Origin of the sequence: Acinetobacter sp. TGL-Y2, assembly GCF_001612555.1 — a bacterium.
GTDB lineage: Bacteria > Pseudomonadota > Gammaproteobacteria > Pseudomonadales > Moraxellaceae > Acinetobacter.
Window position 1 is genome coordinate 1,534,987 of record NZ_CP015110.1, and the last position, 15,459, is coordinate 1,550,445.

The window sequence follows — 15,459 nt, forward strand, 5'->3', positions numbered from 1 at the left end:
TATAGGATTCATCCTATAAATAACTTAACATAAGCCACTGTAAAAGATATGAACTTTTGAGACGGTTATGACGACTAAAATGCCATACAAAATATTATGTGTTTGTCTGGGAAATATCTGTCGTTCACCTACGGCTGAAGTGGTGTTAAAAGCAGTCTGTGCAGGCGCAGGTTTAGACGTTCTGATCGACTCAGCAGGCACCAGTAATTATCATCCTAATAAAGCGCCAGATCTGCGCAGTCAAAAACATGCGCTTAAGCGCGGCTATGATTTATCAACATTGCGTGCCAGACAATTGATTCAACAAGATTTCTTGGATTTTGATTTGATTTTGGCCATGGATATGCAAAATCTACAGCACATTCAAGATCTGTTAGCGCAAACTATTCACCATCACGGTAAACACGTCATTCGAGCAAAAGTGGCCTTGATGAGTGAGCACGATCCAGATTACCCAAAACAAGCCTTGCCTGATCCTTACTATGGCGAAGCAGATGGCTTTGAGCAGGTACTTGACCAATGCGAATCGAGCAGTCAAGCGTGGGTAGAATATCTTCAACAGCAGTTCAGTCAAAATACTGCAACGACCAAATGAGTATAAAAACCAGCATGATTGATGTACAAACCAATGTCGAACTCAAATCATTGAATACTCTAAGTTTGAATTCAGTCGCGTCACATTATGTTCAAATTGATCATAAAGACGCTCTCCTTGATGCATTGAGCTATGCGTCAGACAACAAACTGAATGTGATGATTCTGTCAGGTGGTAGCAACATGCTTTTACCTGAATCGATCAATGCGCTCGTAGTTCATATGAATATTCAAGGCATTGAGTATGTGGCAGAAGATGAATCAACTCATACGCTCCGTGTCGGCGCAGGTCAGTCATGGCATGACTTTGTGTTGTGGACTACCGCGCATCAATTTTACGGGTTACAAAATCTGGCGCTCATTCCGGGTTTGGTGGGTGCGTCGCCTGTACAAAATATTGGGGCGTATGGTGTAGAAGTCGGTGAATTCATTCGGTTAGTCGAAGCATACGATCGTAAAGAAAAATGTTTTAGTCAAATTTTAGCCGCAGATTGCAAGTTTGCCTATCGTGACAGTATTTTTAAACAAGATCCAACGCGCTATATTATTACCCACGTGATGTTTAAATTACTTAAACAACCAGAACTTAAGATCAATTATGGCGACTTAAGAGCGGCGATGGGGAATGAGCTCACTGCTGAAAATTTAGAAAAACAGGTGATTCAAATTCGTCAAAGTAAATTGCCTGATCCAAAACAATATCCGAATGCTGGAAGCTTTTTTAAGAATCCGATTATTCAAGCAGCAGCGTATGAAAAATTGAGTATTCAATTTCCAAGTCTTCCGCATTATGATCAGGGAAATGGAACTGTAAAGATCGCTGCAGGATGGCTAATTGATCAAGCTGGCTGGAAAGGCAACCGCTTAGGTCAGGTCGGTATGTTTGAAAAACAAGCTTTGGTTTTGGTGAATTATGCACAAGCAAATCTAAATGATGTACAAGCAACATATCGCGCTGTGCAGCAAGATGTGGTACAAAAGTTTAGCGTGTTACTTGAGCCTGAACCTGTGCTGTTTAATTCAGCGGGTTTAATCCAATCACATTCAATCTAAAGGACGCTATGCCGAATCAACACTGGATGATCAACGTGGTACGAATGGTGGCTTTACTCTTTGTGATGATCGGCTGTTTCTTGGTGTTTTGGTATACGCCATTTTATTCAAATTTGGTGGTGAAAACTTTAAACACCTTCGTGCCGTATGAAGTGGATGAAGTCGCAGCCCAAAGTCAAAAAATGGCAGCCTTGACTGAAACTGAAAATTTAGAACCCGGCTCTGATGAATGGGTTGCGCGTCAGGCCTATTTAGATGTGATTGAGCAAACCCTAAAAGATAAAAAAACCGATCAACTTGCGCTGATTCAAGCACGTTATGTGAAATTAAAACAACAAATTAAACTTGAAAAACAAAGCGAACAACAAGCGCAAAGCAGTGCTAAATTTAAAATTCCTTTGGTTGTCGATGACACCAGTACTTCAGAAGTCGATGTTTCCGAAAGATCAGTTTCCAAGAGCGCTGCATCAGACCTGAGTGCTTCAGAAGCAACAGGATCAGAAGCAATAGGATCAGAAGAATTTGCCTTCGACTGGCTGAGTCCTGAAAGTGACGCAGACAAAGCATTGAAAGAAAAATTCGAGTATTTTTTACAACATCATCCAATTGAAATCGAACAACCTGAACATTTGGATACGCAAATATATAAAGATATCGCCCATATTCAAAATCAAAATGAAAGTAGTCCAATAGACAGCAAAAAGCCTTATGCCATTGTTATTTTGGGCGGGGGCTTAACCTTAGGCAGTAATAAAATTGATATTGTGGTTAATGAATATACTCGACTGCGTTTAGAAAAAACCTTAGAAATCGAAAAGCAAACCCAGCTGCCTATTGTTTTAAGCGGTGTCGAAGCGCCCTACATGCAAGCGTGGCTGGCAAATAAAGGCGTTGAAGCAAATTTACTTGAAAATCGCAGTATGAACACCTGCGAAAATACCCGTTTTAGCTCTCTATTATTACAAAAAAAAGGAGGAGCACCCACCGTGTTATTGATTACAGACCGCTATCACATGCCACGCACGAGACGTTTATTTGCGCTCAATGGCATTCAGACCATTCCGGTCGAAGCCCCAATGCTGACTGATTTAACGGATTGGAAGCCGAGCAAACAAAACTATGACCACAGTCGCCGTGCTAATTACGAACTTTTGGCCACCATTCGTGATGTTTTGTTTGGTTCTAGCGGCTGTAGAGAGGTGCCCTAATGGCTGATATTCCTTTTTTAAATCCAAGCGTATTGACTCAGCTGGATTTGCCTATTCCGAATCGAAATTCAACCCCTTTATTGCTCGAGCCTTTAAATCTCAATCGTGAATTTATACCGAGCAAGGACATTCAGGCTTATCGGCACTTATATGCTTTAGACAAGCTTGAGGGGCAGTTTTGGCAAGGCTATATTAAAATGCCGCTGTTTAAACTTCATGTCCAAGTCTATCAGCCAAATATTGAAAAAATAAAAGGCACGGTGTTTTTACTACACGGTTATTTGGAACACAGCGGCATTTATCAGCCGATTATTCGTGAACTGCTAGATCAGGGTTTTAGCGTACTCACTTATGATTTGCCAGGACATGGTTTAAGTAATGGCAACGCCGCCAGTATTCAAAATTTTGATCACTACCAGCAAGTCTTGCATGCAGTACATCAGTATGTGAAAAATGCCGATCAACTGCCACAACCGTGGCTTGGGATTGGGCAAAGTACTGGGGGCGCAATTTGGATGCATCATTTGCTTGAATATGCCCAATTGAGAAAAAATCCGATCGTGGAGCGCGTATTGTTGCTGTCGCCCTTGGTCAGACCTGCCAAAACCTCATGGTGGCATAATCCTGTCGGTCTGGGGATCATTCGCCGGATTAAACGTGAAGTCCCGCGTCACTTTAAGCGCAACAATCACAATCCTGAGTTTCTGCGGTTTGTGCGCTTAAAAGATCCCTTGCAACCGAGAATGATGGGGATGGATTGGATTTTGGCGATGTCCAAGTGGATGCAAGAAATGGAAGAACGTCCTGCCTGTCGTATTCCTGTTTGGTTAGCACAAGGTGCGCAAGATCAAACGGTAGACTGGCGTTATAATATTGAATTTATTCGTCGTAAATTTCGTTTGCAAACCTTGCTCATGTTAGAAGAAGGCTCTCATCAATTGATCAATGAGCGGGCGGATATCCGAGCGGCATTGACGGGTTTAATCCCTGCATTTTTACATGCGCAGACGGGTAAAGGTTATTACTAGCATGATGGATTAACCAATTAAATGAAAAAAAGGAGCAGTAAGCTCCTTTTTTATGCTTCAAAATCTACTTATTAGAATTGGTCTGCACGCGCTAAATTCCACATACGGAAGTAGAAGTTTTCTTCATCTTTGTCATTACAATGTAATAACTCACCGTCCTTTAACCAAAAATGCAATTGTGCATAATTCTTGATTTCACGATCATTGACCCGCTGTGCCAAATGATGTGCTTTGATATCCCTTGGATGTTCAAGTCCAGCAGCGGCAATCATCTCCGAAAGTGCATGCAAGGTGTTTTTATGGAAGCTAAATACACGTTCTGCTTTTGAAGGAACGTGAATCGCTTTTTGGCGATCTGGATCTTGCGTTGCAACACCCACAGGACACTGGTTGGTATGACAGCTTTGTGCCTGAATGCAACCGACAGCAAACATGAAGCCGCGGGCAGAATTGACCCAATCCGCACCCAAAGCAAAGGTACTGGCAATATCAAAAGCACTGATGATTTTACCACTGGCACCAATTTTCACTTGATCGCGTAAGCCGACACCGACCAAGGTGTTATGTGCAAAAAGTAGCGCTTCACGCAGTGGGGTACCAATATTGTCACTAAACTCAATCGGAGCGGCACCGGTACCGCCTTCAGAACCATCAATCACCATAAAGTCAGGGACAATTTTGGTTTCTAACATCGCTTTAACAATGCTCATAAACTGCCATGGTTGACCTAAACACAGCTTAAAGCCCACAGGTTTACCGCCAGATAAGTCCCGCAACTTCTGTATGAAATGCATCATTTCAATCGGGGTACTAAAACTCGGATGGCTCGGTGGTGATATACAATCGCGGTCACGCGGTACACCACGAATTTGCGAGATTTCTTCCGTGATTTTATGCTTAGGTAATATTCCACCATGACCTGGTTTTGCACCTTGAGAGAGCTTCAGCTCAATCATTTTAATATTAGGCAGTTTGGCTTGCTGAGCAAACTTTTCAGGATCAAAAAGACCATCAGGCGTACGACAGCCAAAGTAGCCACTGGCAATTTGCCAGACAATATCGCCGCCATTTTCCAAGTGATATGGACTTAGACTGCCTTCACCCGTATCATGATAAAACTGTCCCATTTGCGCACCCATATTCAAGGCACGAATCGCATTTGCACTTAAACTGCCAAAGCTCATAGCGGAAATGTTCATGATCGATGCACTATACGGTTGGCTACATTGATCATTTCCAACTTTAACTCGGAAGGTCGAGGTGTCAGATGGATGTTTAGGTGCAAGCGAATGGGTCATAAAACGATAATCTTGCTGATACACGTCAATGATTGAGCCAAAAGGTTTATCGGCATTTTCATTTTTAGCACGTTGATACACGAGGCTACGCTGCATACGCGAAAAAGGCAGTGCATCTTGATCAGATTCAATAAAGTATTGACGAATTTCAGGTCTAAAATCTTCAAATATAAATCGAAAATGACCCATAATCGGGTAATTTTTTAAAATCGAATGTTTGTTTTGAAGGACGTCATACAATCCAATGACACTTAAAATGCTGGTAATCAGCCAAATAATGTTGATAAAACTGTCAGATAAAAAATAATAGATATAGTGAAGTTCATAGAACAACCTAAGCCACGTAATGCTTAAGGCAATGAGAATACAGGCAAACCAAATCGAATGTCTGGAAAAAAAAGTATTGAGCAATTTATGTCTAATTGCTTGCGCTGGGCTGGGCATTATTGTTATCCAAAATATTCAAAAATTTTAATGTAAAGACAATAGCGAAGATAAATGAAAAATCTCAAGTATTCATTTGTTAGCCTTAAAAATTAGTACAATTTTCAAGGCTAACTATTGCGCAATTTAATTTTAAACCTTACTCAAATAGAACTTAAGTAAAATTAAACTTCATCTGCAGGCAACAACATCACAATGGATGAATTTAACAGTTCTGCAAGATCATCTAAAATGTCTTGATCATACAGCGATTCATTTAAAGGAATGGCTTGCCCGTCTGCAATCAGTTTCAAATTTGCTGAAAATGCAGTAGAAATATTTAAGCTTTCACCATTCGCCCAAAAGCGCGTTTCGTCACCAACGCTGCTATAAAGTAAGCGTGAAGCAGGCTCAAGTTTGATTGAATAACCCGCTTCTAGTGCTTCTTCAAGATCACCTGTACCAATTGCATCATTTTCAGGGATGTTTTCAGGGTAGGTCGGCTGTGAAATGAGGCACATTAGGGCATCGTTTAAATGATGCGGACTTTGCAACTGAGTAAGTAGTTTCTCACGCATGTATTCAAGTTCTAATGAGGTAATTTCACCAATGGCAGTGGCTTGATCACGTTTGATATCCTGTAATGGATTACTCAAAATATCGTATTTAGAGAAAGTATCACCAACGCTGTCCATCATGTCTGCGACATTTGGCATACGAAAACCAAATGAATAGGTTAAGCATTCATCTTCAGCAACACCGTAATGTGCAAGTCCCGGTGGAACATAGAGCAGGTCACCCGGCGCTAAAACCTCATCAAAGCTCACTTCAATTTCAGGAAGAAGTTTGAGCGGTTGTCCTGCAACGAATTCGGTTGATTCATCACACATTTGACCCAACTGCCAACGGCGATGACCGTGACCTTGAACCAAAAATACATCATAGAAATCAAAATGTTTACCGACTGAACCACCTTTTGGTGCATATGACACCATAATGTCATCACGACGCCACTGTGGAATAAAGGGGAATTTTTTCCACATTTCAGCCATATCAAATGAATAATGATCTACAGCTTGAACCAGAAGCGTCCAAAGCTTAGGCATCTTTTGAAAATCACCTTTAATTAGAGGGGATGATTTTACAGTCCATTGATTTGGATCTTTGTCTTTTTGTTTAATTAACCGCGCAGTAATGTTTTCATCCAGTGCAAGTTCCATTACGTCTTTAGGTTCTAAAAGACCAGTGATTTCAGGAATTGCGTTACGGACCAAAAGAGGTTTTTTCTGCCAGTATTCAGCAAGAAATTGTTCAGCGGTGATGTTACCAAGAACATCAAGGGTTTGGGACATGGGAATAGCCTAAGCAAATTTAAAACATTACGTTAGAACTATTGTCTTACGTTTGAAACAACTTAAGCAAGCTAAAATAATAGCCCTAATATTTGAAGGGACTAAAATTGTGATTGAATAATACTAAATAGAATCAAACATTAGTCTTAATGAATTTCGCTCTAAAGAGATTTCCATCTCTTTGATCTGTTTCTCAGTCTCATCAATATACGTTCGATATTCATTTTCAAGTGAAGGGTTGCTAGTAAAATGGGTATTCCTAATTTCTCCAATTTTTAAATATTCTTTTTTTTGTTCAATAATATCTTTTAGCTCAGGTGTATAAGCATTAAATTTATTTAAAATATTTAATTTGAGTGCAATAGAGTCTTTTATAAATTTTCTTGCCAGCTCATTTTGCTCAGATTCTTCAGCTTTACCTACTTGAACGATATGTTGTTTTGCCAATACAGTCTCTTGATCATCTAAATGATTCTTGAGGTTTTGATAGTTTATCCAATCTAATATATATGGAGAACTTGAGTGCCCTAAAAAGTAAGAAAAAGTCGCTTCTTCAGCAGTCTCATTTAAATCATCAATATGTTCAAGTAGTTCACTCATTTCCTCATAGTCGCCATAATCTAGATTCAGTTCACCCTTGTGGTCCTGACGCTGCATATCTAATATCTGAAGCCATAACGCTTTTATTTTCTTTATATCCTCATGTTCTGGATTAAAAGATGAAAATAACTCGATTGAAAATTGATTTATGGATTCAGTCTGTAATTGCAATAAATCAAGTGATTACTCGAGATCTTTTTCTTGTAATTCTTTAAACTTCATTTCATATTTTGAATTTTCTAGATCAATTTTATCCATAATATTTTGATATTCCAGCCAGTTTTCTATATGCATAGATTGACCTCTCTAGTCGACTTAAGAATAAAATAGTTGAGACTTAATGTATTATTTTATAAAAAATGATTCTTTTTAAGGTGACTTTTAGGGTATGTGTAATTTTAGTTTTCTCAGAATTGCACACAACTGAATCATGGGCATGCCCATCAGTGTGGTCTGATCTTGCCCAATCATCTGTTCAAATAAACTGATGCCTAAGCTCTCACATTTAAAACTACCTGCACAGTGTAAGGGTTGGTCCCGCTCAACATAACGTTCTATTTCAGCCAAACTCAATGTGCGGAATTTGACTTTATAATGCTCAACGATTGTATGTTCAAAACACGTGGATTGTTGCTGCACACTTAAAGCGGTACTGAAATAAACAAAATGATCTGAGTTGGCTTGCAGTTGCTTAATGGCATTTTCAACCGTTAAAGGCTTACCCATAAAAATATCTGGCGCACCTTCTCGCCAAGCGACTTGATCTGAACCAAGCACAATTGCATTTGGAAATTGATTACTAATCACTTTGGCTTTCTCAAAGGCCAATCTTTTGGCTAAATCATCTGCATGTATTTCACCACGTGGAGATTCATCGATTTCGGGTGAGACACAGCGATATACCAAACCCAAACGATCCATTAAGTCTTTACGGGTTTGGCTACTTGAAGCCAGAATAATCTCTGGCTGACTAACTAAATTATTCATTAAACAGCGTATTCCATAAGCAGGTCTAAAGGCACATAAGCCAAGACCGCTTGATGGCAGGCTTGAAGTTTGACATTAGGCGCCATGTCCGCTTGATAGGCTTCAACCCAACGAGTCACGCAAATGCACCAAAAATCACCTGGTTTCACTCCTGGAAAGCCAGCTTCTGGTAAAGGTGTGGTTAAGTCGTTGCCAATGCTTTGAGAAAAACTTAAAAATTCTGAGGTCATTTCGGCGCAAACCGTATGTTGCCCCAAATCGGAAGGCGCTGTATGACAAAAACCGTTACGAAAATAACCTGTAATGGGATCAAAGCAACAACTGGCCAATGATTCACCAAGGACATTTAAAAGATTGATTTTTGGATCAGGATGAATGGACATAAGCTTATATATTCAATGGGTCTACTGCTATCATAATCAAAACAAAAGTTTTCTACAGCTTTTATGCAAAAGTTACTAACCTTTTTAGACATAATCAATTAGAATCTACGCGATTTTAATATCTATAAAGTGAGCTATACATGAACTTTCAGCGTATGACTGACCTCGATTTAGCAGGTAAACGTGTTCTGATTCGTGAAGACCTAAACATCCCTGTAAAAAATGGTGAGATTACAAGTGATGCACGTTTGCGTGCGGCATTACCCACAATTAAAGCAGCGGTGGCAAAAGGCGCTGCAGTAATCGTATGTTCTCATTTAGGTCGTCCTGTTGAAGGTGAGCCAAAAGCTGAACAATCACTCGCGCCAGTGGCGGCATATTTGACTGAAGCTTTGGGTCAAAATGTGGTTTTAGTCACTGACTACTTAAATGGTGTAGATGTTGCAGCAGGTCAAGTGGTTTTGCTTGAAAATGTACGTTTTAACCATGGTGAAAAGAAAAATAATCCCGAACTTGCTCAAAAATACGCAGCGCTTTGCGATGTATTCGTCATGGATGCATTTGGTACAGCGCATCGCGCTGAAGCATCAACTGAAGGTGTTGCACGTTTAGCGCCTGTGGCAGCAGCAGGGCCACTTTTGGCAGCTGAATTAGATGCTTTAGGTCGTGCGCTTAAAACGCCTGAAAACCCAATGGTTGCGATTGTTGCCGGTTCAAAAGTATCAACGAAACTGGATGTTCTCACTTCACTTTCAGATATTTGTGGTCAGATTATTGTGGGTGGTGGTATTGCCAATACTTTCTTGGCGGCGGCTGGCTTCAATGTGGGTAAATCACTATGTGAAACAGACTTGATTGATACGGCGAAAGCCATTGCTGCAAAAGTATCTGTTCCGCTTCCAACAGACGTGGTTGTTGCTGATGCTTCAGAAATCGTTTTTTCAGACTTCTTGGGTTCGTTGGCTACTGCAAAAGCAGTGGTCAAGAAAGTTGAAGATGTATCTGATAATGATATGATTTTGGATGTAGGTCCAGAAACAGCGAAAGTATTCGCTGACATCTTAAAAACCTCAAAAACCATTCTTTGGAATGGTCCAGTGGGTGTGTTTGAAGTGGATCAATTCGGTGAAGGGACGAAAGCATTGTCTTTAGCAATCGCTGAATCGAGCGGCTTCTCCATTGCGGGTGGTGGTGATACTTTGGCTGCAATTGATAAATATAACGTTGCAGACAAGATTGGTTATATCTCTACAGGCGGCGGCGCATTTCTCGAATTTGTAGAAGGTAAAACCCTTCCAGCCGTGGCTGTGCTATTCGAACGGGCTTAATAAAAGCGATTTAATTGAGTTGAAAAAAGGGCTGATCAAATTCAGCCCTTTTTTTGGTCTTATTTTAGTCATCAAAATGTCACATTTTTGCAATAAAATTTAACCCCATGATTCACCGTCTTTGTGGAAATGAAAATGAATTTTAAACTTTCAATTGCAGCATTAATCTTAATTCCCTTTGCTTTAACGGCATGTTCAAAACAAGAAAGTGCGCCTGCAGCAGAACAAGGCAGTGCCTCTGAAGTTGTGGTAAATGATTCATCTCAAGTGACGCCAGAACAACAAGCTGCGATTGATGCCATTGATCAACCTGAACAAGACAAAAATAATACCGATATTCCTGCGGAAATTGCAAATGCACCTGCGGATCCAGCAACCGCAGATACAGAAGCGGAAGTATCAACTGTTCAATAATGTATTTTGAGCGAATTTATCTCCAAATTGTGAAAAGTCCCTGCAAAAGCGGGGATTTTTTTTTAAATAGTGTCATTTGTTGCTGATTTGAAATAAATGACAGGGTAGAATATGAAGCATTACCTGGGAGGAAACTATGGCTCTTATTTCATTGCGCCAGCTCTTGGATCACGCCGGTGAACACAATTACGGCGTACCAGCGTTTAACGTAAACAACTTAGAACAAATGCGCGCAATTATGTTGGCCGCAGATGAAACGAATTCACCTGTAATCGTGCAAGCATCTGCGGGTGCGCGTAAATATGCAGGCGCTCCTTTCTTACGTCATTTAATTTTGGCAGCAATTGAAGAATGGCCACATATTCCAGTGGTTATGCATCAAGACCATGGTACAGACCCTGATGTCTGTCAGCGTTCAATCCAATTGGGCTTCTCCTCAGTGATGATGGATGGTTCATTGGGCGCAGATGGTAAAACACCTACATCTTACGAATATAACGTCGATGTGACGCGTCGTACAGTTGCAATGGCACATGCCTGTGGTGTTTCTGTGGAAGGTGAAATTGGCTGCTTGGGTAGTCTTGAAACCGGTATGGCAGGCGAAGAAGATGGCGTAGGCGCTGAAGGCGTTCTTGATCATTCTCAACTTTTGACCTCTGTTGAAGAAGCAACTCAATTTGTTGCAGATACCAATGTTGATGCGCTTGCAATCGCTGTTGGTACATCTCACGGGGCGTACAAATTTACACGTCCTCCTACAGGTGACATCCTCGCGATTGACCGCATTAAAGAAATTCATGCGGCATTGCCAAATACACATCTTGTGATGCACGGTTCAAGCTCAGTGCCACAAGAATGGTTGGCTGTGATCAATCAATACGGTGGTAACATCGGCGAAACTTATGGTGTTCCAGTTGAGCAATTGGTTGAAGCAATCAAACACGGTGTTCGTAAAATTAACATCGATACAGATTTGCGTTTAGCTTCTACAGGCGCAATGCGTCGTATGATGGCTGAGAAACCAAGCGAATTCGATCCACGTAAATTCTTTGCAGAAACTGTTGTTGCAATGAAACAAATCTGTGTAGATCGTTATACTCAGTTTGGTACAGCGGGTCATGCAGATAAGATTCGCCCAATCTCTTTAGAGAAAATGGTTGATCGGTATAAATAATTTTTAAAAATTGTTTATACTAAAAAAGCCCGCACATTGTGTGGGTTTTTTTTCTTGAAATTAAAAAGAGTAGACAATGGAACTGATCTTTTCGGCAGCATTATGTAGTGTGCTGGTCTCAATTTTACTTAAAATAGCCAAGACCAAAGGCTTTGATATGCTGCAAATAATTGCATGGAATTATGCAGTCGGTAGCATCTTATGTTTTTTCTGGTTTAAACCTGATCTGGTGCATATTTCAGTACAGGATACGCCGTGGTGGTTAATCGCAATTTTAGGGATCGTCTTACCTACAATTTTTCTTTTTTTATCAAAATCTTTGGACAGCGTAGGTATTCTAAAAACAGAAATCGCACAGCGTTTATCTGTGGTGTTGTCGCTTGCCGCAGCTTACTTTTTATTTAATGAACAATTTAACACCTTAAAATGGGTGGGTATTGTGCTTGGTTTGCTTGCAGTAGTCATCATCATCTTGACCCGTTCCGTAGCAACGATGACTTCAAATCGAAGCCACAAAGCCATGCTTTATTTGCTCTGTGTCTGGATCGGCTATGCTCTGGTTGATGTTTTATTAAAATACACCACCAGCCTAGGTTTGCAGTTCGCGGTGTCACTCAACCTGATGTTTATCGTGGCCTTTGTGTTATGTGTGGGATATCTTGCTCTGCAAAAAACCGATTGGTCAACCAAGAATCTAGCTGCAGGATTGCTTTTAGGTGTTTTGAACTTCGCCAATATTGCACTTTATGTCAAAGCCCATATTTTACTCAAAGACTCACCCGCGATCGTTTTTGCAGGTATGAATATATTGGTCGTGGTACTTGGTGTTATTGCAGGCTTAATCGTCTTTAAGGAGCGATTAAATTTAAGCCTAGCCATTGGGATTTTGCTGGGTATAGCAGGGGTTGTGTGTTTAGCACTGGCGATTTAATGATGATGTGCTAGAAGAAGAGTCGTGACAAAGAATTATTTTAATGTAAGGGATGAATGGTGAAAATGAAAAAATATAATACTTTTTTCGATGGTTCATTCGATTGGAATACTCGGGCATCAGTTTTCAGTTGGTAAATGTGGAAAAAGATGAGTAAGATGAAAATTCAACCATTACAATGATATATACCTATAAAACTGTAAAGCTTTTAGGTTGGAAGGCTCCTAAACAGAATGTAAATAAGTAGAAAACTATGAAATGTAATATATTCTCAGCGATTATTGAACTCAGTCAAAATAATGTTTGTCTTATTCTTTTAAATCATGAGCATGAGCATGAGCATGAGCATGAGCATGAGCATGAGCATGAGCATGAGCATGAACAGGGCTTGGCTGAAGCGACGAAAGATGGTGAACTATGGAAGCTAAACATCACTTCTACGCCGCATTACACCGAAGTAAAAAACTATATCGATCATGCACTCAAACAAAAAGCTGAAGGAAGTCGATATCCTTTTGTGGTGATGGAAAAAAGTACAGGAAAAATTTTAGGAACAACCAGTTATCACGATATTAAACTGAACGTAAAACGGTTTGAAATAGGTTATACATGGTATGCAGAATCTGTACAGCGAACCCATGTAAACACTGTATGTAAGTTTTTATTGTTGCAATATGCTTTTGATCAATTAGACGTAGAAACTATCGGATTTCGTACCGATATTTTTAACCTTAGATTAGCACTTGAAGTGCAACACCATGTTCTTGGAGTAATACCTGACTCGGACTTTTAAATCCGAGTCTTTTTCTTGGGCGATGATTCAAACGCTTAGTAATCTCTGAAATATATTCATCCGTGTAGTTATTTAGATCACTTCCTTTTCTGATGTATTGCCTGATCAGACCATTCGTATTCTCATTTGTGCCTCTCTGCCATGCACTGTAAGGATCTGCAAAGTAGAATTCTATTTCCAGTTCATTCGCGATTTGTTCATGTAGGCTAAATTCCTTGCCATTATCAGCAGTAATCGTCTTTAACTTCTCTTTGATTGGAGCCAGCAAGTCAACAGTGGCTTCACAAACCGCCTGACTCTTGCGAGTGCTACATTTCTTTAACCAAAGATAGCCTGTTTTCCTATCTACAATTGAAACTAAAGACTGCTGCTGATTTTTGCCCACAATCGTATCTATTTCTAAATCACCAAAACGTGATCGCTTCTCAATGATGTGTGGCCTATCGTGAATGCTTTTACGGTTACTGAGCATCCCACGAGTTTCTGGTTGTCCATACTTTCTTTTTCGTTGATTTCTAAAACGTAAATGAAGATAAAGACTGCCTCCTTTGAGTTTATCTTGCTGAATATATCGATAGATTGAATGCATACTGATAGCTACGTGAGAAGCGATTTGTTCGGGACTCCATTGCAAAGCAAGATAGCTTTCGATCTGTTGCAATAGGGAGGAACTTACAGTTCTATGATTCGAGATATGGCGTCTTTTAGCCAGTTTATGAGCATGTTTAGCAAAGTAGCCATTTCTATTACGATTACGTTTGATCTCTCTACAAATTGTAGAGGGAGCACGAGCCAATCTGAGGGCAATATGACGCGTAGAAAAACCTTCGCGTAGTAATGTATAAATCTGATATCTTTCTTCTTGGGTAAGATGAGTATAGTTCATGATGCAACTTTGACTTTGGTCGGTCTGGAAGCAGAATGCTATCTCATTTTACTTCCTACCTAAAATTAATCTCTGTTGCACTTCGTTTGAGAATCTAAGGCGTGCAATTGAACGTTTGGGTGCAACAAAGGATGGTTTAATTCGTGGTGATGCATTACGTAAGGATGGAACAATTCGTGATACTGTGATGTACAGTATTATTCAAAACGAATGGAAAGGTGTAAAAAGACATCTTCATTCTTTAATTAAATAATATGCAGTTTACTAAAATTTTAAAATAAGAATATCAATGATTGAAATCAACTTAATTTTCTAATCATATAATCGATACATCCCCACAAAACGTTCACAGCCTGATTGTTGACTACTCACCCGAAGTAAAGCTTTCTGAAAATTGAGCTTATACTTGCAGTCATGTTCATTGTCGATAATTTCATTCTTTTTTTGAGGTGTTGTATAAGCAAGTAAGGGCACAGCGCGAGTTTCGACTCGATTATTTGGATTGCGGTAAGCCAAACCTTCAATCTTAATACGATCTTTGCTCAGCTGGTGAATCTTTAAATGAACGGTTTGCTTGGCTATTTGACCATTTTCATACTTTAAATAATGTTGGGTCAGCGTTTGATTCATGGAGGTGTAGACATTGAGGTCTTCAATGCGCACATTGAACTGTTGTTTAAAACATACCAAGCTTTTACATTGTTGAGTTTGGCCTAACCAGAGCTGATGCGTGTCATCAATTAGACGTAAAGGCGCATCCGTCACCAGATAGGTCGTCAGCAGTTGTTCATTTAAATCTTGGCGTAAGTCTTTAAGCGTGTCTACACAGAATTTTGAGTGATCAATTTTGGAGTCTGCACGGTCACAACGCAAAGGCTGCGCTTGAGCCAGACTACTTCCACAGAGTCCTAAAAATAGTATAGACACTATTGTTTTAATCGGATTCGATACATTTTTCAACAACATGATCGCTTATACTTTTACAATGTTTGCCTCGCTACTATAGC

The 15,459-nt window shown here is 40.0% G+C and carries 16 protein-coding genes and 1 pseudogene; 10 read left to right on the forward strand and 7 right to left on the reverse strand.

The window, feature by feature from the left end; translation table 11 throughout:
* Window positions 1-67: 67 nt before the first annotated feature.
* From AMD27_RS07190 to AMD27_RS07205, 4 genes are read left to right on the forward strand one after another with little or no spacing between them, the layout of a single operon-like run.
* A complete protein-coding gene (locus AMD27_RS07190) occupies window positions 68-595 on the forward strand; it encodes a low molecular weight protein-tyrosine-phosphatase (RefSeq protein WP_067658300.1) in 528 nt (175 codons plus the stop codon).
* On the forward strand, window positions 592-1,647 hold the full coding sequence (gene murB / locus AMD27_RS07195) for a UDP-N-acetylmuramate dehydrogenase (RefSeq protein WP_228140727.1): 1,056 nt from the start codon (window positions 592-594) through the stop codon (window positions 1,645-1,647). Before AMD27_RS07190 ends, murB begins: the two co-directional genes overlap by 4 nt.
* An 8-nt stretch (window positions 1,648-1,655) precedes the next feature.
* Complete coding sequence (locus AMD27_RS07200; protein ID WP_067658303.1) at window positions 1,656-2,855, forward strand: YdcF family protein; 1,200 nt, start codon at window positions 1,656-1,658, stop codon at window positions 2,853-2,855.
* The gene (locus AMD27_RS07205) at window positions 2,855-3,883 is read left to right on the forward strand and encodes an alpha/beta hydrolase (RefSeq protein ID WP_067658306.1); all 1,029 of its coding nucleotides are present in this window, start codon (window positions 2,855-2,857) and stop codon (window positions 3,881-3,883) included. The genes AMD27_RS07200 and AMD27_RS07205 overlap by 1 nt, the downstream gene beginning before the upstream one ends.
* Window positions 3,884-3,954: 71 nt before the next feature.
* On the opposite strand, the gene AMD27_RS07210 is transcribed toward AMD27_RS07205, so the two are convergent.
* The 5 genes from AMD27_RS07210 to AMD27_RS07230 all read right to left on the reverse strand — a co-directional run bounded on the left by AMD27_RS07210 (window position 3,955) and on the right by AMD27_RS07230 (window position 8,926).
* The gene (locus AMD27_RS07210; protein ID WP_067658309.1) at window positions 3,955-5,625 is read right to left on the reverse strand and encodes an FMN-binding glutamate synthase family protein; all 1,671 of its coding nucleotides are present in this window, start codon (window positions 5,623-5,625) and stop codon (window positions 3,955-3,957) included.
* A gap of 164 nt (window positions 5,626-5,789) precedes the next feature.
* Window positions 5,790-6,956 carry a cupin domain-containing protein gene (locus AMD27_RS07215; protein ID WP_067658312.1) on the reverse strand — a complete coding sequence of 389 codons (1,167 nt, stop codon included), beginning with the start codon at window positions 6,954-6,956 and terminating at the stop codon, window positions 5,790-5,792.
* Between the two features lie 123 nt (window positions 6,957-7,079).
* Entirely contained in the window at window positions 7,080-7,727 is a 648-nt protein-coding gene (locus AMD27_RS07220) for a hypothetical protein (protein WP_150115761.1), read from the reverse strand.
* Window positions 7,728-7,937: 210 nt separating this feature from the next.
* Window positions 7,938-8,543 (reverse strand): Maf family protein, encoded by a 606-nt coding sequence (locus tag AMD27_RS07225; RefSeq protein ID WP_067658318.1) that lies wholly within the window; start codon window positions 8,541-8,543, stop codon window positions 7,938-7,940.
* The gene (locus AMD27_RS07230) at window positions 8,543-8,926 is read right to left on the reverse strand and encodes a DUF2237 family protein (protein WP_067658321.1); all 384 of its coding nucleotides are present in this window, start codon (window positions 8,924-8,926) and stop codon (window positions 8,543-8,545) included. The genes AMD27_RS07225 and AMD27_RS07230 overlap by 1 nt, the downstream gene beginning before the upstream one ends.
* A 140-nt stretch (window positions 8,927-9,066) precedes the next feature.
* Between AMD27_RS07230 and AMD27_RS07235 the strand changes: the two genes are divergently transcribed.
* From AMD27_RS07235 to AMD27_RS07255, 5 genes are all read left to right on the forward strand, one after another.
* Window positions 9,067-10,254 (forward strand): phosphoglycerate kinase, encoded by a 1,188-nt coding sequence (locus tag AMD27_RS07235; protein WP_067658324.1) that lies wholly within the window; start codon window positions 9,067-9,069, stop codon window positions 10,252-10,254.
* A 135-nt stretch (window positions 10,255-10,389) separates the two neighbouring features.
* Window positions 10,390-10,668 carry a hypothetical protein gene (locus AMD27_RS07240; protein ID WP_067658327.1) on the forward strand — a complete coding sequence of 93 codons (279 nt, stop codon included), beginning with the start codon at window positions 10,390-10,392 and terminating at the stop codon, window positions 10,666-10,668.
* 136 nt (window positions 10,669-10,804) lie between these two features.
* Window positions 10,805-11,842: a class II fructose-bisphosphate aldolase gene (gene fba / locus AMD27_RS07245; protein ID WP_067658330.1), complete on the forward strand. Its 1,038-nt coding sequence runs from the start codon at window positions 10,805-10,807 to the stop codon at window positions 11,840-11,842.
* Between the two features lie 76 nt (window positions 11,843-11,918).
* A complete protein-coding gene (locus AMD27_RS07250; protein WP_067658333.1) occupies window positions 11,919-12,773 on the forward strand; it encodes a DMT family transporter in 855 nt (284 codons plus the stop codon).
* Between the two features lie 253 nt (window positions 12,774-13,026).
* Complete coding sequence (locus tag AMD27_RS07255) at window positions 13,027-13,566, forward strand: GNAT family N-acetyltransferase (protein ID WP_081405944.1); 540 nt, start codon at window positions 13,027-13,029, stop codon at window positions 13,564-13,566.
* On the opposite strand, the gene AMD27_RS18100 is transcribed toward AMD27_RS07255, so the two are convergent.
* Window positions 13,505-14,452 carry an IS30 family transposase gene (locus tag AMD27_RS18100; protein ID WP_067656902.1) on the reverse strand — a complete coding sequence of 316 codons (948 nt, stop codon included), beginning with the start codon at window positions 14,450-14,452 and terminating at the stop codon, window positions 13,505-13,507. The genes AMD27_RS07255 and AMD27_RS18100 overlap by 62 nt on opposite strands.
* Window positions 14,453-14,549: 97 nt before the next feature.
* Here AMD27_RS18100 and AMD27_RS18430 point away from each other — a divergent pair.
* Window positions 14,550-14,705 (forward strand): annotated as a pseudogene (locus tag AMD27_RS18430) (GNAT family N-acetyltransferase); the annotation flags it as partial.
* A gap of 59 nt (window positions 14,706-14,764) precedes the next feature.
* Here AMD27_RS18430 and AMD27_RS07260 read toward each other — a convergent pair.
* A complete protein-coding gene (locus tag AMD27_RS07260; RefSeq protein WP_067658336.1) occupies window positions 14,765-15,418 on the reverse strand; it encodes a hypothetical protein in 654 nt (217 codons plus the stop codon).
* Window positions 15,419-15,459: the final 41 nt, after the last annotated feature.